The organism is Nonomuraea sp. NPDC050451, from assembly GCF_044458585.1.
Map to the genome: position 1 here is coordinate 71,292 of NZ_JBITHZ010000028.1, position 19,582 is coordinate 90,873.

The following is a 19,582-nucleotide window of genomic DNA, read 5'->3' on the forward strand; positions in this document are numbered from 1 at the left end:
AAGGACTTCTCACGGCCGGCGAGCGCGTGATCAGTTGGCCTCAGCCCGGGCTGAACCAGCGGGTGAGGGCCGCCTTCAGGCTGTCGGGGTCCGCGCCTGCCCAGGCGACGTAGCCGTCGGGCCGGATGAGCAATGCGGGCGACGGGGAGTCGTCGGCGGTCGCGGTCACGTGGTGCACTCGGTCGTTCCAGGGCTCCGCGATGACGGCGAGGTCGTTCTCACCGGTGAGGTCAAGAAGCAGGGGGCGGGCGTCGCGCAGGAGCTCAGCGAGGCGCCGTGCGTGTCCGTCGTCGGTGGTCAGGTCGAGGGGTGGCACGAACCAGCCGGTGGACGCGGCGGGGTGTTCCTCGCCCATGTCGTAGCGGACATCGGCACCCGCCAGCAGGGCGGCGACGGTGTGCAGGTTCTCGGTGCGGTCGAGGAGTTCCGCGAAGAGCAGGCGCAGGGCGGTGACATCGCCTCCGGGTACCAACAGAGCGGTCGCGGCCCGGGTATGCATGAGCACGCGTTCGCCGCTCGCGTGGCGCTCGGTTTCGTAGCTGTCCAGCAGGCCTTCCGGGGCCCATCCCTGCAGGGTGGCGGCCAGTTTCCAGGCCAGGTTGGCCGCGTCTTGCAGCGCCAGGTTCAGGGTCGGCCCGTGGCTCACGTGTGCGGCGTCGCCGGCGATGAAGACTCGGCCGTCGCGGTAGCGGTCAGCGAGCCGGGAGTTCCGGCCACACTGGCGGCGAAGCAATGTGGGCGCGCCCTCGGGCGGCGGAGTCAGGGGCAGGCGCACTCCGAGGACCCGTTCGATGCTGTCCTCCATCTCGGCCGGCGTCATCGGCGCGCCCGGCCCCGGGAAGTCGCCTGCCGGGCGCTCTTCCCATTCGGCCGTGTTGACCAGCGGCCGCTCCGGGTCGTGCGCGAGAAGGGTGAAAACGCCCTGATCGGTACGGTGGAAGTGCGCCGGGATCTCGCCGAGGCCCTCGATCACGACCCGTCCCCCTGGCGCGAAACGGAAGCGGTCGCTCGGCCCGATGAGGGCCGTCCGGTCGACGACGTTGTCGTCGCTGGTGCCGGGGAAGGCGATTCCCGCCTGCTTGCGGATCAGGCTGCGGCCGCCGTCGCAGCCGACGAGGTATCGGGCCGTGAAGGTCGTCTCGATGCCGTCCGAACCGCGTGCCACGACGTCGACCTGGTCATCGCTCTGGCTGAAGGACAGCACCTCCCACCCTCGTCGGACATCTGCCCCGAGTTCTGCGGCGCGCTCGGTGAGCACCCGTTCAAGATCACGCTGGTTGACCGGCAGGAGATACATCGGGTTCTCCTTGCCGAGCATGCGAAGCGGCAGCGGCATCCCGCCGAAGAAGAACCCGGGCGCAGGCACCGGCGCTCCTCGGCCCCCGCAACGTTCGAAGAGGCCGCGGTTGTCCAGCAGCCGTACGACCTGGCCGGCGAGGCCGTGCGCCTTGTCTGCCGGGTCCGGTTCCGGGCGTCGTTCCAGCACCAGGGGCTGGACTCCCGCGAGGCGGAGCTCGCAGGCCAGGAAGAGGCCGGCGGGTCCACCGCCGACGATGATGACGTCGAACATCTCTGACGCCCCCTTAGTCCTTAGGATACGCAGCTGTATCTAACGGCGGACACCGTAAGTCACCGCGATAAGATACGCAAGTGGATCGTAAGCACGAACGGATCGCGGGTGAGCGCGGGGCGATCGGGCCGCAGGCGTCGGCACGTCGTGCCGACGGCGACGCGACCCGTGACAGCGGCGCATCCCGCCGACGCGGCCCCAAACTCGAGGACGCGATCCTCGACGCCGCATGGGAGGTGCTGATCGAGCACGGGTACCACGGCTTCACCTACGAAGCGATCGCCGCCCGCGCCGGCACGAGCCGTCCCGTGCTCTACCGGCGCTGGCCGCAGCGCGATGACCTGCTGCTGGCCACTCTCACCAAGTTCTGGCAGCCGATCGCGGTGCCCGACACCGGCAGCCTCCGCGACGACGCGATCGGCTTCCTCCGCAACGCGAACGCTGACCGCGCGCCCACGATCACGTTGATGAGCGTGCAGCTGGCGGACTACTTCCGCGACGCCGGCACCAGCTTCAGCGAGCTGCGCGACACCCTCCTCCCACCGGGCCAGGCCACCGCCTTCGACATGATCGTCGCCCGCGCGGTCGAGCGCGGGGAACTGCCGGACGTGTCACGGTCGTCCCGCGTGGTGAACCTGCCGTTCGACCTGTTGCGCCACGACCTGCTCACGACGATGCGCGCGGTGCCGGACGAGTCGATCGTCGAGATCGTGGACGAGGTGTGGCTACCGCTGCTCGGGGTGTCCGGGGCCCCGTCCCCGCCGCGAGCTCCGGCCTGATCCCCGCCTGCGGCTTGCCCCGCCGAGATGTCGCCCTCCGCCTCGCCGAGCATCCCACGCTCTGGCAATCGCGACGATCTCAGCATGATCGATCGCCGGCAGGACGTTGGTGTCGTTGTCATAAGCGATCGGAACCAGCACGCGCGCGGTGACGCCGTGGCGCGAGACGAGCGAACTCGTGGCCGGCGAGTTCGCACTTCCCGCGGCCACCTCGTCTTCGCCGCATTCATCCGCGAGCTGATCGTGGAAGGCGCCCAGCCCTCACGGCCGGGGGACAACTCCGCTGCGGGAGGCGGCGAACAGCCGCTCGAGGCGCGCACGGTGATCGTCCACCACGGCGTTCGACGGCTCACCGACGATGAGGCGGCGCGCGGTCTCCACTGCCGGCCGACTGCCGGGCACGGCGGCAAGATCGAGATCGTCAAGATGCGCATCGATGAGAACCCGCTGATCTCGGGCTCGACGACTCCGTGTGGTTCACGCGGACGCGGGCGGCCTTACCTGCTGGCCGGGTCGAGGAGCAGTTTCGCCGCCACCGTCGTCCCGTCGGTGCGGATCGTGCCGGCCACGGCCCTCGCCCGTGCTCGGGTCTCGGGCGTCAGGGCCGTTCCGAGCGCGGCCGACAGGGACTCGACGGTCGGCGTCGGGCCGTCGTGTGCCGCGCCGATGCCCAGCTGGGCCACCCGGGTGGCCCAGCTCGGCTGGTCTGCGATCTGGGGTACCACGACCTGGGGTGCGCCGGCCCGGGCGGCCGTCGTCGTGGTGCCCGCGCCGCCGTGGTGCACGACGGCGGCCAGCCGGGGAAACAGTGCCTGCTGGTTGACCTCGCCGACGACGAAGCAGTCGTCCCGGTCGTCGATCAGGGCCAGGTCGGCCCAGCCGCGCCCGACGAGTACGCGGCGGCCGTGCGCACGGATCGCCTCGATGGACACCCGGGCGATGTCGGTCGAAGCGCGCATGGCCATGCTGCCGAAGCCCACGTACACCGGCGCTTCGCCGGCGTCCAGGAACGCCTCCAGCTCGGCCGGGAGCGGGCGTTCGTCCGGCAGGATCCACGCCCCGGTCTGCACGATGTCGAGATCCGTCATGTCCTGCCACGGGCCCAGGATCGGGTCCGCCGCCAGCCACGGCTGGTCGGTGAAGACGTGGTCGCGGACGTTGTCCACCGGCGGCAGGCCGATCGCCGCCCGATGGGTGTTGAGCGCCTCGCCGTACAACGCGTTCACGCGCTGGGCGTCCTGCTCCCACAGCACCCGGTTGTCGGTCTCGCCCTCCGGGGACGGCGTGCCCGGCCGCGCCCCCGGAGGGAAGTGCCGCGACGGCAGCCCGAACGGATGGAAGCACGCGAGCACGTACCGGATGCCCAGTTTCTCGGCGACGTCCCGTGCGCCGGCCGGCATCAGGCCGGTCGCCAGCAGCGCGTCACATCCCTCGGCCGCCGCGCCGAGCGTCTCGAAACGAACGGCGACCAGCTCGCGCGCGAGCCGGAACGCGTCATCCACCGTCGGCGGCTTTGCCCCGCTCACCACCGAGCGCACCGACGGGCCGAGCGGTACCAGCGGCACGCCGACTCCGGCCAGCAGCGCCGCGAACTCCTCGTCCGGCGGCGCGGCCACCCGCGCCTCCGCACCGAGTTCCTGCAACCGCACCGCGAGTGCCACCAGCGGTTCGACGTCCCCGCGCGATCCCCATGTCGACAACAACACACGCACTTTTTGACTCCCCCATTTCCGCAGGTTCTGGCCTCGGCCGACAATCTTGAGGCACGACCCGGGTCTTGCCGCAAGCCCCCCGGTGCGCTATAGGTTGAAAGTGGAAGGGAGATCCATCTCCTTGCCTTTGCTTTTTGTCGTCCGCTGCATGATCACGGTCTCGCTTGATGCTTCCAGCAGTCGCGAAGGCCCTTCTTGATCCAGCCACGCGCACGCCATCGCCATCGTCGCCGCCGTGAACAGACGACGCGGTCCCTCCCATGAAGGGTGGTGGCCAGGGACCGTCCGGGCTCCCCGCACCGCCTGTAGGCGATGCCTTGCGGCATGGCGGTGGGCTGGTCGCAGCCGCGTTCGGCGAAGGCCCTCGCGGCAGCACCGGCGGTCCTCGCGGTGGCCGGGCTCACCGGGTTGTTCTCCGTGTCCGAGGGGTGGGCCAACGCGGCGGTGTTCGGGCTCGATTACGGGGCACTCGTGCTGTTTCGGGCGTACCGGGCACCCGCGCGGTCACGTCTTCCCGGCCGTCGGGGCCGGGGTGAGCACCTTCTTGACGTACGGCCTCACCGCGGGCATCTGGCGTCCCGGGACGCGTACCTCATCTGATGATCTTGTCAATCACCGGCAGCCCCAGTCGCGTTCGGGCTACAGTTTGCACTCATGATCACCGGAGGAAGTGCTGTGAAGCAGTCCATAGCCCAGCGAATTGGCCGGTCGGCGCTTGTGGCGGTGCTGGGCGCAGGTGTCACGCTGGCGGGCGCGACGGACGCCGCTGCCGCCGCCCAGAAGAGGACGTTAGGACCGTTCGGGTACGGCAACCTCAAGCTCGGGATGACGGAGGCGCAGGCCAGAGCGACCGGGAGGATCGTCCGCAAGACCATCAAGGTGCCCACCAAGTGCTCGGCCTATGACCTGAAGGAGCGCCGGTACAGCGGCAACCGGGCGGGGATGTTCATCTCGAAGAAGCAGGGCGTGGTCACGATCTCCGCGCCGGGCCGCGGCGTCAAAACGCCTCAGGGCATCGGCATAGGCGCCACCCCCGCGCAGTTGAAGGCCGCCTACCCCAACCTGAAGCAGAATGCGCTGTACGGCACCTTCGCCACCGTGCCGGGCAACCCCAAGGCGTCCTACGTCTTCCTCGTGTCGAAGAACATGGTCCTCGGTGTAACTCTGGTCCTGACCGCTCAGGACTGCCTGAGGTAGCGGCCCGTCACGTGAGCTCGGCCGACCAGCGCTCCGTTCCTCCACGTTGAGCGGTTCCTCGTCGATGTCGAGAATGCGACGCCGGCTCCGTCTCACTCATGAACGCGTCAGGTAGGCACGTCGAGCGAGGACGGAGAAGGACCGGCCATACGCCGCTCGGTACAGGTTCGAGAACCAGCCCATGTGCGTGAACCGCCAGCGCAGCGCGACGTCGGTGACGGTGCCGGCACGGCCCGAGGCAGCCAGGTCCGGCAGGTCCTCGTGCGCCCGTTCGAGCCGTGGCCGGCGCAGATGGGCCGGCGGCGTGGTCTGCAGTGTTCACGGAAACCCTGCTGGAGGGCGCGGACGCTGCCATGGGCCGCGGCGGCGGTGTTGGCCGTGGAATCGGCTCGTCCACGTGCTCCTCGCAGTAGGTCAGTCTCCAGCAGGCGCTCGCCCAGCAGCGCTTCCCGTTCGCCGAGACGCCGTACCGGCTCGGCGAGGTGAGCTATCACCTCGGGTGGACGTTCCACCACGCCGCGCCGGTCGGCCATCCCGCGCAGGGTCATGACCGTGATCTACGTGGACGCCGACATCACCGTGTCCCGGCCGGTCAACGACAACCAGCTGCCGGAGCCGAGGTGGGCGCTGTCCCGGACACCCCGCTCATTCCCGGTCTCCGCCGGAGAGGGTGACCGGCTCCCCGGTGGTGAACGACTCGTTGGCGGCCAGTCCGATCGCCAGGGCGTGGGCGCCGTCCCGCTCGTCCGCCAGCGCCACCGGGGAGGCCGCGCCGTCGAACATCGCGGCCAGCATGCGCTCGTCGGCGCCGCCGTGCCCCTCGTGGACCACCGTCACCGGTACGTCGCGCGGGGGCGCCCACAGGGGACGCACGCGGATCCGCGCGCCGCCGGAGTTGGGTGGGGCGACGTCGCCGTGCAGCGCCCCCGATCCGGCGGTGACGCCCGTGCCCGGATCGGCCCATTGCGTCTCCTCGACCTCCAGTTCCAGCCGCCCCCGGGTGCCGTTGAACATGACCCGGTACCCCTCCCAGGGGGAGTACGCCGTGAGGTGGTAGGTCAGCGTGGCGCCGCTCGCGTAGGTGACGAGGACCGCCATGTCGTCCTCGATTGTGATGTCGTCGCCGAACACGTTGCGGTCGCGCACGTAGCCGTCCTCGTGCTCGGCGTTCAGGTACAGCTCTCTGAGCTGTGCGTTCGCGGCGAGGTCCAGGGCGAACGGGTCGCTCGCGGCCTCGGGCGCCCCGTGGGCGCGCTCGTAGTCGCGCGCGTAACCGGACGCCCGGCCGTTGGCCGCGCCGTAGAAGGCCAGCCGGCCCTGCCCGTAGACGCGCCGCGGCACGCTGCCCAGCCACCAGTTCACCAGGTCGAAGTGGTGCCCGGACTTGTGCACCATCAGGCCGCCGCTGCCGGCCCTGAGACGGTGCCAGCGCCGGAAGTAGTCGGCGCCGTGGCGTACGTCCAGGAGCCACTCGAAGTGCACGGACAGGACCTCGCCGATCTCGCCCGCCCGCAGCAGCTCGTGGACCTTCTCGTGCACCGGGTTGAACCGGTAGTTGAAGGCCACCGTCACGCCGGAGCCCATGCGGTCCACGGCGTCCAGGATCCGGGCGCAGCGGGCGGCGTCCGTGGCCATCGGCTTCTCGGTGATCACCCGGCAGCCCGCCTCGAGCGCGGGGACGATGTAGGCGTCGTGGAGGGCGTCGACGGTGGTCACCACCACGGTGTCGACGTCGCGGAGCAGGCGGGCGTACCCGTCCGGGCCCAGGGTCGCGGCCGGGGGCCGGCCCAACGCGGTGATGAGGCGGTTGTGCACGGCCATGCGGGTCAGGTTCGGGTCGCACAGGGCGACCAGGTCGACGTGCTCGCGCCGGGCCAGGCCCTGGGTGAACAGCTGCGCGCGCAGGCCGGTGCCGACGATCGCGGCTCGCCGGGAACGGGACATGGGCATCCTCTCTGTCACTGTTTGACGGCGCCGGCGAGCCCGTTCACGAAGAACCTCTGCAGCACCAGGAAGATGGCGATGATGGGGGCGAGGGTGATGACGGAGCCGGCGCACAGCAACGTCCAGTCGGTGGAGTTCTCGCCGATGAAGGCGTACATCCCGACGCCCAGAGTGCGCAGCTCGGGACGGGCGAGGGTGAACACGAGCGGGATGAAGAAGCTGTTCCACGCCGAGATGGCGGTGAACAGGCCGACCGTCGCCAGCATCGGCCCCGACAGCGGCAGCATGATCCGCCAGAAGACCTGGTGGAAGTTGGCCCCGTCCACCCGGGCGGCGTCCTCCAGCGAACCGTCGATCGCCCGGAAGTAGCCCATGAACAGGAAGGTGCCGAAGACGATCCCACCGGCGGACTGCACGATGATGATCGACCAGAGGCTGTTGAGCAGGCCGAGCGCGTTCATGATGTCGAAGATCGGGATGATGGTGTACCCGTGGGGCAGGAACACCGTCCCCGCCACCGCGACCAGCACGACCCCCTTGCCGGGGAACTCGGTGCGGGCCAGCGTGTAGCCGGCCATGGCGGTCACGAGCAGGGTGATGACCACCGTGGCGACGGTGATGGTGAGCGTGTTGAGGAAGTACTGGCCGAAGGACGCTCCCTGCCAGGCCTGCCCGTAGTTGGACCACAGCGGCGTGCCGGGCAGTGGGTTCAGGCCGCGGCCGAAGAACTCGTCGGTGCTCTTCAGCGAGCTGCCCAGCGTCCAGAGGAACGGGTACAGCCAGGCGATCCCGCCGACGAGGAGGAACACGTGCGTCATCCACGGCGCGCGCCGGGTCATGCGCGACCTCCCCTGCGCTTGACCAGCACCCGCAGGAAGAGTGCCTGGGCCACGGCGAAGACGATGAGCAGCAGCCCGTAGAAGAACGAGGCCGCCGAGGCGAGGCCGACGTCCCGCTCGACGGTGGACCCGCCGAACCCGCCGAACGCCAGGTGGTAGATGTAGGTGTTCACGACCTCGGTGGCGAAGTACGGCCCGCCGTTGGTGAGCACCTGCACGAGGTCGAAGACCTGGAACGAGCCGATGACCGACAGCAGGACGATGACGACCCCCACCGACCTGAGCATGGGGACGGTGATGTAGCGGAAGCTCGCGAAGGCGCCCGCGCCGTCGAGCCGGGCCGCCTCGTACAGTTCGTCGGGGATCGTCTGCAGACCGGCCAGGAAATACACGAGGTTGTAGCCCAGCGTGTGCCAGATCCCGACCCCGATGATGATGAGCATCGCGAAATCCGGATCGCCGAGCCAGTCCACGTATTCGTCCGTGAGGCCGATCGACATCAGGGCGTCGTTGACGACGTCCCCGAAATTGGAGAAGAGCAGCTGGACGACCACGCCGACGACCGCGGCCGACGTCACCACCGGAAGGAAGAAGAGCGTCCGGTACAAAGTCCTCCCGCGCAGCCGGCGGTTGTTCAGCACGAGGGCCAGCGCGAGCGCGAGAACGAGCTGGACGGGCACCACGAGCAGCACGTAGAAGAACGTGTTGCGCAGGGCTCCCCAGAAGATGGAGTCCGTCATCACCCGGGAGAAATTGGCGAGCCCGACGAAGTCACCGGGCTCGCCGATCCCGTCCCACCGGTAGAAGGTGTAGCCGAGCGACGCGACGATCGGGTAGATCACGAACGCCAGCAGCAGCACCAGCATCGGCAGGACGTACAGGTAGGACCAGCGCGCCGCGGCGATCCGCTGCCGCAGGCGGGACGCCCTGCCCGCGATCAGCGCACGGGGCCGGCCGACCAGTTGGATGTCCGTCATCAGCTCATCCGCGCTTGGTGGTGTACGACTTGGCGATGTCCCAGTCGGCGAACACGTAGTCGTCCATGCTGACCTTCAGCCCCTGCCCGCGGGCCTTGGACACGGCCTCGCTCAGGGCGCCGTTGAGGCGGTCCTCGAGCTCCTTGAGCGCTTTGGGCGCGTCCTTGAGCTGGCCCGTGTAGATGCCGGCCGCGACGTCCGGGAGGTCCGGCTGGACCGGCGCCACCTCCACCTTGGCGAGGTCAGGGTTGCGGATGGCGGGCACCGGGCCGACGAGCGCCGTGTTCGCCATGGCGACGTACTGCTTGAAGGTCGGCGAGGTCACGCCCGCCGGGTCGTTGTTCTCGGGGTAGACCGACAGGCCGTAGCCGCCCTGCACCCAGCGCTTGCCGGCCTCGCGGCTGTAGAACCAGTCGAGCCAGGCCCACGCCTGGTCGGGGTTCCTGGCCTTGGCCGAGATGCCCATCAGGTAGCTGCCCGGGGCTCCGTAGAAGAAGCCCTGCGGGGTGCCGGTCGGCGACGGGAGCGTCATGAGGCTGTAGTCCTTGAATCCGGCCTCCTCCCAGGGCGCCTGGTTCCACACCCCTCCGACGATCATGCCGAACCGGCCCTTCGCGAAGAACGCCCTGGCCTGCTCGTCGGAGATGCTCATCGAGTTGGGGTAGATGAAGCCGCGGCTCTTCCAGTCGAGGAGGAGGGCGAGGAAGTCCGCGTAGTTGCGGTCGGTCCCGTACGTCCATCTGCCTGTGCGGTAGTCGACCGACTGGGTGCCCCCGGGCGACCCGGCGCCCCGGCAGAACAGCTCGATCAGCCACGGCAGGGCCCCCTTCTGCGCGTTGCCGAAGCCGAGCCCGAAGACCTTGCCGCCGCTCTTGCCGGTGATCGCCTCGGCGGCGCGGGTGATGTCGTCCCACGTCTTCGGGATGAGGACCGACCCGTCGGGGTTGGTCAGGCCGGCCTCCTTGAAGACCCCGTTGTGGATGTAGAGCTGCAACGCCGGCGCCAGGCCGCTGAAGGGCGCGGAGTAGACCTTGCCGCCGAAGATGTTGACGCCCTCGACGAAGCTGTTGTCGGGGAATCTCGACCGCCACTCCGGGGTGGCCCACTTGTCCAGGGGCATCAGCCAGCCCTCGCCGACGTGGACCTCCAGTTTCGGCTTCGTGGGCAGCAGGAAGACGTCGGGGGCGGTGCCGCTGCGGAACGCCAGCGCCACCAGGTCGAGGTACTTGTCGGTGACCTGGGTGGTCTTCTTGATCGTGGTCTTTCCGTTGGCCTGCTGGAAGAGCTTGACCTCGTTGTCGACCCAGGGCGCCTGGCTGACGTACCAGTCCCAGTACGCCAGCGTGGTCCCCGACGCGGAGGTGGCGTCCTGCCCGGAGTCGCCGCAGCCGGCGAGGACCGCGGCCCCGCCGGCGGCGACGGCGGCCCGCAGGAGTTGCCGGCGGCTGAGCTGAATGGCTGACATGGACTTTCCTTTCGATGAGCCGGCTCGATGTGCTGAGGTCAGCCGACGACCACGGTGATCGCCTTGCCGGCGATGGTCGGCATCGAGACGGCGACCTCCTTGGTGACGCCGCCGGCCGTGACCTTCACGGTGTAGTCGCCGAGGTAGCCTCGCACGGTGGTCGAGCCGGTCGACCCGGTCGTGGCCGACGCCTTCGTCAACCACTTGCCGTAGACGAGGTCGCGCCAGGCCAGGGCGTTCGGCTTGGGCGTGTAGTCGGTCCGGAACAGGGCCCGCTTGGGATCCCAGGTGTCGCCCTCCCAGAACCCGAAGGTGCTGACCCCGGTGACCTGCGGCATGCTGAACATCAGGGTGAGGAAGTCACGCGTGTAGTCGGCCTGGAGCTGCTCGTCGGTGGTGCCGACGTCGAACTCGGTGATCGCGATCGGCAGGCCGATCCCGCCGAACTTGTTGATCAACGTGACCAGGTCCGCCGGAGGGGTGAGCTGCTCCCCGGCGAAGTGACCCTGGATGCCGATCCCGCCGATGGGCGCTCCGCCGTCCTTCAGCGAGCGGGCCAGGGCGGCGAACTGGTCCTGGTGGCGGACCTCCCAGCCGTTGTCCTCGATGATGTCGTAGTCGTTGAGGTAGAGCCTGGGGCCCGCGTCGGCCTGCCGGGTCAGCCGGAACCAGCGGTCGATCTCGCCGTCGCCGAGCACGTTCTGCACGTCATGGTTGGCGTACGGCTCGTTGACCACGTCCCACTCGTCGATCTTGCCGACGAGCGTGCTCGCCTCGTCGGTGATGTGGGTGTCGATCCTGTTCCGCAGCGCGGCAGGGTCGTCGCGCAGAGCGCAGACGTCGGCGGGCATGTTGCCGCACGAGGGCCAGATCAGGGTGTGCCCGCGGACGAACAGGCCGTTGTCGCGCCCCCACTGGAGCGCGGGAAGGGTGTAGGTGTTCCGCTCGGTCAGGTTCTCCCAGTGGTTCCACTTGAGGTTGTTGCCGAGCGTGAACTGGTTGAAGTTGGCCAGCAGCGTGTCGCGGTACTTCTGGCCGGCGGTGTTCTGGGTCATCAGGCGTATGCCGTCCGCGGCCGAGCCGAACTTGAAGGCGTGCTTGGTCATGTCCGCCTGGACGGTGGCGCCGGGGACGAGGTGGCCCTGGGAGTCGACGACCTTGATGTAGAGGTTGCCCTTGCGGTTGCGTTCGATGCGGTCGTCGGCGGCGGCCCGCCACGAGGCGCCCGGTTCACGGCCGGCGTAGGTGGCCTGCGGCCAGCCCGCCGGGGTTCCGGGGCCGTACCGCAGCACCGACACACCCGCGATCTGCAGCACCTGCGGGCCGTAGCCGAGCCAGAAGTTGATGCGGACCTGCCCGGCCGCGTAGTCGGCGGCCATCCGGAACGGCAGCTCGAACCGCTGCCAGACGGATCCGAACTTCATCGCCGCCTGGGTCGACTTGCTGTAGCTCCCGCCGTTCTGCTCGAACACGAAGTGGGCCAGGCCGGATCCGGACGGGGTCGGCGTGACCGATCGCGCCCAGAAGGTGGCCAGCATCGCCTCGTCCTTGACCGTGGGCTGCGCGGACGGGACTCCCACGCCCAGCGAGTACTCGCCGTCCAGGCCGGGCGAGCTCGGCTGCCCGGTCACCGTGACCTGCAGCGCCCTGTCGAAGTCGGGCTGCCCCTGGACGGTGACGATCTTCGTCTGGGGTGCCGGGTTTCCGGTGAACTGGGTGAACGACTCGAGGACGTCGGCAGGCATGACCTCGGTGGGGGCGGCGGCGGCCGCAGGCGCCGTCAGTCCCAGCGCCGCGAGCAGCGCTACGGGAATGGCGTACGCCAGCGTCTTCGTGAGGCGACCCATGGGCAGGGTCCTTTCTTTCGACGGGCAGGGGGGATCGCGACCGGTGCCCTGAGAGCGCCGGTCTTCGCTTCGTCGATGTGAAAGTCGAAGTGAAAGTCGAGTCGAAGTGAAATGTGCGTCAGGCCGGAACGGGACCCGTGCTGTCCCGGACGATGAGAGCGGTCGGCAGATGGATGCGGGTGGGCGGTGGCGGCCCCTCCCCGGACTCGGGGGAGACGATGGCGAGCAGCATCCGTGCCGCCTGCTCGCCCATCGCCTCGAACGGCTGGCTGACCGTGGTGAGGGCGGGCTTGACGTGCGCCGACGACGGTATGTCGTCAAATCCCACCACCGACAGGTCCTCGGGCACCCGCAGGCCGCGGTCGGCGGCTGCCTCCATGGCGGCGTAGGCGGTGACGTCGTTGTGCGCGAACACCGCCGTCGGCCGGTCGTCGCGATCCAGCAGCTCACGCACCAGGTCACGGGCGGTGGGCGGGTGGAATCCGCCCTGCAGGGTGAGCGAGGCGTCGATCGGGACCGCGGCCTCGGTCAGCGCGTCCTCGTAGCCGCGCTGCCGGTCCTGGCAGCACGGGTACGTCATCGGCCCGGCCAGCGACGCGATCCGCCGGTGGCCCAGGTCCAGCAGGTGGCGGACCGCGCCGTACGCGCCCTCGTAGTTGTCGGCCTCGACCGACGGCAGGTCGAAGTGGGAGCCGAGGGTGTTGATGAGGACCACGGGCACTCCCTGCTCGTGCAGGTCGAGCAGGGGTTTCATGGGCTGGTCCTGGTTGATGACCAGGACCCCGGCCGACAGCCCCGAGGCGAGCATGCGGTCGATGACCGGCCCGTAGTCGCGGTCGTTGGTGCTCGTGTAGAGGATGATCTCGTACGGCGTGCGCTCGATGACGGAGGCGACCCCGAAGTTCAGCGGGGCGACCATCCGCCACGTCAGCCCGGGCACGATCATGCCGATGAACGGCGGCCGCCCGCCCTTCGCCAGCGCGCTCGCGGTGGCACTGGGCACGTAGTTGTGCCGGGTGATGACAGCCAGCACGCGGCGCCTGGTGGCCGGGTCGACCCGCGGGCTGTTGTTGATCACCAATGACACCGTCGATTTCGACACGCCGGCCAGGCGTGCGATATCGCGGATCGTGATTTTCTCCATGCACGTTCCTCAGCTGCGCCCGGCCTTTTGTCAAACCGGTCCAACGCTTGCCAGGACCGTAACGCTGGACCGGTTCGATGGCAATACCTGAAGGAAAAACAGGAGTAACTCGGCGGTAACTATTGCGACGGATAAGGGCCGGTGTCAGCATCGGTCACGAGCCCCCGGATCTCCGGGCCGTCGCTCCGACCGTCCATGCCCTCCGGACACGACTCCCCCGACAGCCACGTCAGGCAAGGGATTGACGCATGCCTTATTCCGTTGACGAGTTCGCCTTCGACCTGCGCCAGAGCATGGCGCCCGGTGACACGTGGGTCACCAGCGGCTGGACCACGGTCCACGCCCCGCCGGGATCGGTGTGCGGGGTCGGCGGGTGGTTCGCGCCGCCGTACGCGGTGCCCGACGCCGGGCTGGCCGTCGAGCTGGACGTGGACGGTCACCGGATCACCGACGGCGCGGCGCCTGGCGTGGCCGGGGTGGGCCTGCTGCACGCGGGCGGCACCTGGTGGCCCGGCCGGATCGTCAGGCACGGCACCTACCACCGCCGCCACCACCAGGGCGGCGAGCCGATGTCGCTGCGCGTCCGCAGCACCCTCACCCCGCTGCACGGCCAGGCCGGATTCGTCCTGGAGGTGGAGATCACCAACCGGGCCGGGCGGGACGTCACCGTGACCCTTCACCCGCGGGCCGACCCCGGCGGCCCCCGCCGCGTCCCGCTCGGCGAATGGGGCTGGGTGCCGCCCGCCCCCGGCCCGAAGGCCGTGAGCTCGGGCCCGTGGACCTGGCAGGCCGGGGACGTCACCGTCGAGCTCACCCACGAGGGGCTGCGCCAGGACGTTCCGGCGGGCGGGACGGCGGTGTTCGCGCTGGCCGTCCGCGCCGGCGCGAGCACGCCGCCCGGGCGGCCACGGGAGCTGGCCACCGAGTCCGCCGGGCGGTCGGAGCACCGGCTGGCCCGGGCCCTGGCGCGCGTGCCGCGGCTGTCCAGCGACATCCCCGGGCTGGCGGCGTACTGGCGCGGATCCCTGGCCAGCGGGCTGGTCTGCCTCTGGGACAACCCCGGCTTCATCACCTCGCCCTTCGTGGCCACGTCCGGCGTGGACGGCGGGGCACTCTGCGCCTACGCGTGGGACACCGGCGGGTACGCCCCCCACCTGCTCACCCTCATGCTCGGGGAGGCCACCACCGGCGTCCTCGAATCGATCATGAAGGTGGACCTCACCCGGCACTACGCGATCGCGCCCGACGGCACGGGCCTCGGCGTCCCGTACGCCTACAGCGGCTGGTCGCTGGTCACCCTCGCCACCGCCGTCGCCGCTCACCACGGCATCTCCCCCGCCCTGGTCACCCAGCTCCACGCCCTCGTCGAGGGGCTGGATGCCCGATTCGCCCCGGCGGGGGCACTACGCGACTACGGCAACCAGTACAACCTGCTGGAGATGCGCAGCAGCGGCTGGGAGCACGTGGTCGCCAGCCCCAACGCCGAACGCGCCTGGTGCCTCGACCGGCTGGCCGAGCTGTCCGAGGTGTCCGGCGCACGGCTGCCGGTCGGCGACCTTCGCTCCCGTGCCCGCACCATCAGGGACGCGATCGCCCGCGAGCTGTGGGACGAGCGCGAGGGGTGGTTCCGCTGCGGCTACCCCGACGGGCACACCGAGCTCGTCCGGCACGTCCAGGCGTTCGACGCGATGCGCAACGGCGCCTGCACGCCGGAGATGGCCGAGGCCATGCTCGGGCGGCTGCGGGACGGCTCGTTCCTCGCGCCCTACGGCGTCAGTGCCGTGGCCTCGGACGACCGGCTGCACTACGAGCTCGGCGACACCGACTGGTCAGGCGGCGGGGCGTACACGGGAGAGGGCCCGCAGCTCGCCCTGACGCTCTGGGAGCGGGGCGAGGCGTCCCTGGCCTGGGACGTCATGCGACGGCTGCTCTGGATGGGGCGGCACTTCCCGTACTTCCCGCAGGACCACTACTGCGACCGCCCGGCGGCGGCGCCCTCGGGGCGGCGGGTCAACATCGTCGCCGGGCTGGCCGGTGCGGAGGCGATCCTGACCGGCGCGGCGGGCGTGCGGTTCCGGCTCGACGGCAGCCTGGTCGTCGACCCGGCGGTGCTCCCGGACGGGGACGTGGAGCTGACCGGGCTGACCTACCGGGGACGCACGATCGACGTCTCGACCGCCTCGGGCACCGTCACCGTCGACGGCCGCCGCCGGAAGGCCGGCGAGGTCATCGAGTGACTCCGTTCAGGGAGACGGGTACGGGGAGCTCAGGCTCCAGACCCGGACCTTGCCGTCGTTGCCCCCGGAGACCGCCACCGGGCGACCGTCCAGGTGTGCGATCGCCACCGCTTCGATCAGGCCCCGGTGGTCTTCGAAGGGTTCGCCGATCGGCTTGCCGGTCGCCAGGTCCCACACCCGTACGGTCTGATCGTTGTAGCCGCCGGAGACCACGATCGGGCGGCCGTCGTCCAGTTGCCCGGCGGCCAGGCCGAGCGCCCAGCTCCGGTGGCCTCTGAAGGGGTGGCCGATCGGTTCGCCCGTGGCCAGGTCCCAGACGCGTACCGTGTGATCGCCCTTCCCGCCGCCGGAGACCGCCACCGGGCGGCCATCGAGCCGTGCCACCGTCGCCGATTCGACCGGCCCTTGGTGAGCGTTGGCGCGCCTGGCCATGGGAGTGCCGGTGGCCAGGTCGGTCATGAGGATGGTGCCGTCGACGTCCCCGGAGACCACGACCGGGCGGCCGTTCACCTCGCCCACCGCCACCGACAGCACCCAGCCGCGGCCGGTGCCGACAGGGTCGCCGATCCGGTCGCCGGTGGCCAGGTCCGAAACCTGCACCGTACCGTCGGGGCCACCGGACACCGCCACGGGGCGGCCGTTCACCTGCCCGACCGCCACCGATTCGACCGAGCCCCGATGGCCTTGGAAGGGTTTGCCGATGGGTTCGCCGGTGGTCTGGTCCCAGACGCGTACGGTGCCGTCGCGACCGCCGGAGACGACGACCGGGCGGCCGTTCAGCTGCCCCGTCGCCACCGACCAGACCGGCCCCTGGTGCCCCGTGAACGGGGAGTGGAGGGGGGCGCCGGTGGCGAGATCCGATATCAGCACCGTGCCGTCGTAGCCTCCCGAGGCCACCACGGGACGGCCGTCCCACTGTCCCACCGCCAGCGACAGCACCCACGGCTGCCAGCCGTTGACGGGCTCGCGGATCAATGTGCCGAACGGCGCGCCCGTCGCGGAGGGCTTCGTGGTCGCGCCGGCGGTGGAGGGGGTGGAGCCGGGGAGGATCCCGGTCAGGACGGGCGTCAGCCATAAGGCCACGGGGATCACGAGGACGAGGGCGGCCGCCGCGAACACCTTCGCCAAGCCGGGCGGACGGCGACGGCGGCGGCGCGGGGCGCTTTCGGGCGGCGGTGCGGAACGCCGGTCACCCGTGTCCTGGAGGGGAGTCTCGTGGGTGAGCGCGGTGAACAGGTCGGCGACGCTCGGCCGGGACGCGGGATCCTTGGCCAGACCGGCGGCCAGGAGGGGACGGAGGCGGTCGGGGACGCCTGCCAGGTCGGGCTCGCGGGTCATGATCGCGTTCAGGACTCCTGCGGTGACCGTGCCGGAGAAGGCCCGGTGGCCGGTGGCGGCGTACACCATGGTCGCGGCCCAGGCGAATACGTCCGAGGCGGCCCCGGCCGGCTCTCCGTTCAGCTGTTCGGGCGCCAGGTAGGCCGGGGTGCCGATCAGGCCGGATCCCGTGGTGGAGTGGTCCAGCACCCGGGCGATGCCGAAATCGATGACGACGGGCCCCTCCTGGCCCATGATCACGTTGCTGGGCTTGAAGTCCCGGTGCACGATGCCGGCCCGGTGGATCGCGTCCAGCGCGACCAAGGTGGTGATCGCCAACCGGTCCAGCCCGCCGCCGGTGCGTGGCCCCTCCCGGGTCACGAGCTCGTCCAGGGACGGGCCCTGTACGTACTCGCTGACCAGGTAGGGTGCGCCGTCGGCGATCCCGGCGTCGACGACCCGTGCCGTGCAGAACGCCGCCACGGACCTGGCGATCTCGGTCTCGCGCAGGAACCGTTGCAGGGCTTCGGGCTCGAAGGCCATCCGGGCGTGCAGCGTCTTGACGGCCACCCGCTGGCCCGAGGGGGCCTGCCCCAGATAGACGACCCCTTGCCCGCCCACGCCCAGCACCCCGGTCAGTCGATAGTCCCCGATCTGGCGGGGATCGTTCTCGGCCAGCGGGCGCGGATCAGACATGAGGCAATCTTCTCCTGGGCTCAGGGAGGATCCACTCAGCTGCTCAAAGGTATATGTCCGCATGATGACGCAAAAGCTGTCCCTATGGGCGCAAGCACCGGCAGCGTGTCTCCCTCGACGCGGGACGGCCCGCTGGAGACGTTGAAGGATCATCTCGACGGGGATGCTCAGGGGGGACGCGGAACTGAACGGAAGGGTGAACGCCACCATGAAGACACCCGCGATCGTCACGCCACAAGAGTGGGAGGCAGCGCGCCGGCGGCTGCTTGTCAAGGAGAAGGAGCTGACCCACGCCAGGGACGCGCTGGCCGCGGAGCGCCGGCGGATGCCGTGGCTGGCGGTGGAGAAAGAGTACGAGTTCGACGGACCGGCGGGGAAGGCGAGCCTGCTTGACCTGTTCGAGGGCCGTCGTCAGCTGATCGTCTACCGCGCCTTCTTCGCCCCCGACGTGCACGGCTGGCCCGACCACGCGTGCGTCGGCTGTTCCATGGTGGCCGATCATGTCGGGCACCTCGCCCATCTGAACGCCCGTGACACCACTCTCGCCTTCGTCTCCCGCGCGCCCCAGCCGGACATCGCGCGGGTGAAGGCGCGGATGGGCTGGACGATGCCCTGGTACACCATGACCGACGAGTTCGACGCCGACTTCGGCGTGGACGAGTGGCACGGCACCAACGCGTTCATCCGCGACGGCGACAGGGTGTTCCGCACCTACTTCATCAACAACCGCGGCGACGAGGCGCTGGGGAGCACCTGGAGCTACCTCGACATGACCGCGCTCGGGCGGCAGGAGGAGTGGGAGGACTCCCCCGAGGGCTATCCCCAGACCCCGCCGTACCAGTGGTGGAACTGGCACGACGAGTACGGCGCTGCCGAGTCGGCGCAGGAGTAGCCGGCCGACGTGTCCACGTACCGGGAGAAGTGCCTGGATACGGCGCGAAAGACTGCGCCCCCACTAACACCAGGCATTGGTCTCGGAGCTGGCGGCAGAGGCGCCGTCGTAGCCTCACCCCCGCCGCCGTGGACGCGATGTCCCACGATCCGCACATGACGCGGCCCGGCCCGCGTTCACGACGCCACGTTCCGAGGCGGCGGATCGTAGTAGCCCCGGCTCGCGATCAGGATGCTTTCGAAACACGTGTAGCGGTCGATGGTCTCCTGATCAACACCCGGGTACGGAACCGCCGACCGGGACAAGCCGACGGACAACGCCGGCACCACCAAGCCGCAGTCGCCCTCGTCGACCTCGACGTCGTAGCGGGACCGCAGCTCTGCGATCACCTGCTCGGCAGGCGTCGAGAACACGTCCATCCCGAGCAGGAACACCTGCGCCCGCGGCTCCACGTCGAAGTCCCGGTAGATCTCGACCGTCTGCACCACGCCTGCGGATCCGCAGAACACGTGCATGTCCACTCCTGAGCCCATCAACCGCCAATCGAGCGGCATCGCCCCCGGATACGGCGCGTAGGGCTGCGGCGTCCCCCATGCCGCCAGCACCCGCCCGGCTTCCTCGAACGAAGCACCCAGCAGCACCGGGCCGGCAGCCCTCAGCGGATCCAACTCAATAACCAACGGCGACATGCCGCCTCCAACCGCGTCTGCAAATCCCGGCAACCACTCTGGACATCCTCGCCGCATTCGGGGGACTCGCCGCTCCCGAGGACCCACAATCGACCGAACGAGACGCCGGTCCCGGGTGGGCTCCAGCAGGCCCACCGCTTCGTCGGGTAACGGGTGGGTGGCTTCTGGCCCGCCTACTCGTCCCTTGCTCGATATTTGCCGGTAACAACCTGGTAACAGGGTCTTCTCCTCGGCAATGTGAGCGGTCACACTCAGGCATCAAGAAATGTGACCGGTC

Annotated in this window: 14 protein-coding genes; 4 read left to right on the plus strand and 10 right to left on the minus strand. The window is 70.0% G+C overall.

Annotated elements, in window-relative coordinates:
* Positions 1-40 precede the first annotated feature (40 nt).
* Entirely contained in the window at positions 41-1,570 is a 1,530-nt protein-coding gene (locus ACIBI9_RS48820) for an FAD-dependent monooxygenase (RefSeq protein ID WP_397233578.1), read from the minus strand.
* Between the two features lie 80 nt (positions 1,571-1,650).
* On the opposite strand from ACIBI9_RS48820, the gene ACIBI9_RS48825 reads away from it, so the two are divergent.
* On the plus strand, positions 1,651-2,349 hold the full coding sequence (locus tag ACIBI9_RS48825) for a TetR/AcrR family transcriptional regulator (RefSeq protein WP_397233580.1): 699 nt from the start codon (positions 1,651-1,653) through the stop codon (positions 2,347-2,349).
* 497 nt (positions 2,350-2,846) lie between these two features.
* Here ACIBI9_RS48825 and ACIBI9_RS48830 read toward each other — a convergent pair whose 3' ends face one another.
* Complete coding sequence (locus ACIBI9_RS48830; RefSeq protein WP_397233582.1) at positions 2,847-4,061, minus strand: glycosyltransferase; 1,215 nt, start codon at positions 4,059-4,061, stop codon at positions 2,847-2,849.
* A 654-nt stretch (positions 4,062-4,715) separates the two neighbouring features.
* Between ACIBI9_RS48830 and ACIBI9_RS48835 the strand changes: the two genes are divergently transcribed.
* Entirely contained in the window at positions 4,716-5,258 is a 543-nt protein-coding gene (locus ACIBI9_RS48835) for a hypothetical protein (RefSeq protein WP_397233583.1), read from the plus strand.
* Between the two features lie 645 nt (positions 5,259-5,903).
* On the opposite strand, the gene ACIBI9_RS48840 is transcribed toward ACIBI9_RS48835, so the two are convergent.
* The 6 genes from ACIBI9_RS48840 to ACIBI9_RS48865 all read right to left on the minus strand — a co-directional run bounded on the left by ACIBI9_RS48840 (position 5,904) and on the right by ACIBI9_RS48865 (position 13,474).
* The gene (locus tag ACIBI9_RS48840; protein WP_397233585.1) at positions 5,904-7,202 is read right to left on the minus strand and encodes a Gfo/Idh/MocA family protein; all 1,299 of its coding nucleotides are present in this window, start codon (positions 7,200-7,202) and stop codon (positions 5,904-5,906) included.
* 14 nt (positions 7,203-7,216) lie between these two features.
* Complete coding sequence (locus ACIBI9_RS48845; RefSeq protein ID WP_397233587.1) at positions 7,217-8,041, minus strand: carbohydrate ABC transporter permease; 825 nt, start codon at positions 8,039-8,041, stop codon at positions 7,217-7,219.
* Positions 8,038-9,018: a carbohydrate ABC transporter permease gene (locus tag ACIBI9_RS48850; protein WP_397233589.1), complete on the minus strand. Its 981-nt coding sequence runs from the start codon at positions 9,016-9,018 to the stop codon at positions 8,038-8,040. The genes ACIBI9_RS48845 and ACIBI9_RS48850 overlap by 4 nt, the downstream gene beginning before the upstream one ends.
* Before the next feature lie 4 nt (positions 9,019-9,022).
* Complete coding sequence (locus tag ACIBI9_RS48855) at positions 9,023-10,483, minus strand: extracellular solute-binding protein (protein WP_397233591.1); 1,461 nt, start codon at positions 10,481-10,483, stop codon at positions 9,023-9,025.
* A 38-nt stretch (positions 10,484-10,521) separates the two neighbouring features.
* Positions 10,522-12,330: an endo-1,4-beta-xylanase gene (locus ACIBI9_RS48860; protein ID WP_397233593.1), complete on the minus strand. Its 1,809-nt coding sequence runs from the start codon at positions 12,328-12,330 to the stop codon at positions 10,522-10,524.
* Between the two features lie 118 nt (positions 12,331-12,448).
* Positions 12,449-13,474, minus strand: a complete 1,026-nt coding sequence (locus tag ACIBI9_RS48865; RefSeq protein WP_397233595.1) for a LacI family DNA-binding transcriptional regulator — start codon at positions 13,472-13,474, stop codon at positions 12,449-12,451.
* Between the two features lie 248 nt (positions 13,475-13,722).
* Between ACIBI9_RS48865 and ACIBI9_RS48870 the strand changes: the two genes are divergently transcribed.
* Positions 13,723-15,711: an MGH1-like glycoside hydrolase domain-containing protein gene (locus ACIBI9_RS48870; RefSeq protein ID WP_397233597.1), complete on the plus strand. Its 1,989-nt coding sequence runs from the start codon at positions 13,723-13,725 to the stop codon at positions 15,709-15,711.
* A gap of 6 nt (positions 15,712-15,717) precedes the next feature.
* Here ACIBI9_RS48870 and ACIBI9_RS48875 read toward each other — a convergent pair whose 3' ends face one another.
* Positions 15,718-17,724, minus strand: coding sequence for a serine/threonine-protein kinase (locus ACIBI9_RS48875; RefSeq protein WP_397233599.1), 2,007 nt, complete (start codon positions 17,722-17,724; stop codon positions 15,718-15,720).
* A gap of 208 nt (positions 17,725-17,932) precedes the next feature.
* Between ACIBI9_RS48875 and ACIBI9_RS48880 the strand changes: the two genes are divergently transcribed.
* Complete coding sequence (locus tag ACIBI9_RS48880; RefSeq protein ID WP_397233601.1) at positions 17,933-18,616, plus strand: DUF899 domain-containing protein; 684 nt, start codon at positions 17,933-17,935, stop codon at positions 18,614-18,616.
* Positions 18,617-18,792: 176 nt separating this feature from the next.
* Here the strand turns inward: ACIBI9_RS48880 and ACIBI9_RS48885 are convergent, their stop codons facing one another.
* The gene (locus tag ACIBI9_RS48885; RefSeq protein ID WP_397233603.1) at positions 18,793-19,305 is read right to left on the minus strand and encodes a hypothetical protein; all 513 of its coding nucleotides are present in this window, start codon (positions 19,303-19,305) and stop codon (positions 18,793-18,795) included.
* Between the last annotated feature and the right edge of the window lie 277 nt (positions 19,306-19,582).

Bases quoted from the DNA above. Each gene is read 5' to 3' on its own strand.
- ACIBI9_RS48820 (WP_397233578.1), bottom strand. From the start codon at position 1,570: ATGTTCGACGTCATCATCGTCGGCGGTGGACCCGCCGGCCTCTTCCTG.
- ACIBI9_RS48835 (WP_397233583.1), top strand. From the start codon at position 4,716: ATGATCACCGGAGGAAGTGCTGTGAAGCAGTCCATAGCCCAGCGAATT.
- ACIBI9_RS48840 (WP_397233585.1), bottom strand. From the start codon at position 7,202: ATGTCCCGTTCCCGGCGAGCCGCGATCGTCGGCACCGGCCTGCGCGCG.
- ACIBI9_RS48845 (WP_397233587.1), bottom strand. From the start codon at position 8,041: ATGACCCGGCGCGCGCCGTGGATGACGCACGTGTTCCTCCTCGTCGGC.
- ACIBI9_RS48850 (WP_397233589.1), bottom strand. From the start codon at position 9,018: ATGACGGACATCCAACTGGTCGGCCGGCCCCGTGCGCTGATCGCGGGC.
- ACIBI9_RS48855 (WP_397233591.1), bottom strand. From the start codon at position 10,483: ATGTCAGCCATTCAGCTCAGCCGCCGGCAACTCCTGCGGGCCGCCGTC.
- ACIBI9_RS48860 (WP_397233593.1), bottom strand. From the start codon at position 12,330: ATGGGTCGCCTCACGAAGACGCTGGCGTACGCCATTCCCGTAGCGCTG.
- ACIBI9_RS48865 (WP_397233595.1), bottom strand. From the start codon at position 13,474: ATGGAGAAAATCACGATCCGCGATATCGCACGCCTGGCCGGCGTGTCG.
- ACIBI9_RS48870 (WP_397233597.1), top strand. From the start codon at position 13,723: ATGCCTTATTCCGTTGACGAGTTCGCCTTCGACCTGCGCCAGAGCATG.
- ACIBI9_RS48875 (WP_397233599.1), bottom strand. From the start codon at position 17,724: ATGTCTGATCCGCGCCCGCTGGCCGAGAACGATCCCCGCCAGATCGGG.
- ACIBI9_RS48880 (WP_397233601.1), top strand. From the start codon at position 17,933: ATGAAGACACCCGCGATCGTCACGCCACAAGAGTGGGAGGCAGCGCGC.
- ACIBI9_RS48885 (WP_397233603.1), bottom strand. From the start codon at position 19,305: ATGTCGCCGTTGGTTATTGAGTTGGATCCGCTGAGGGCTGCCGGCCCG.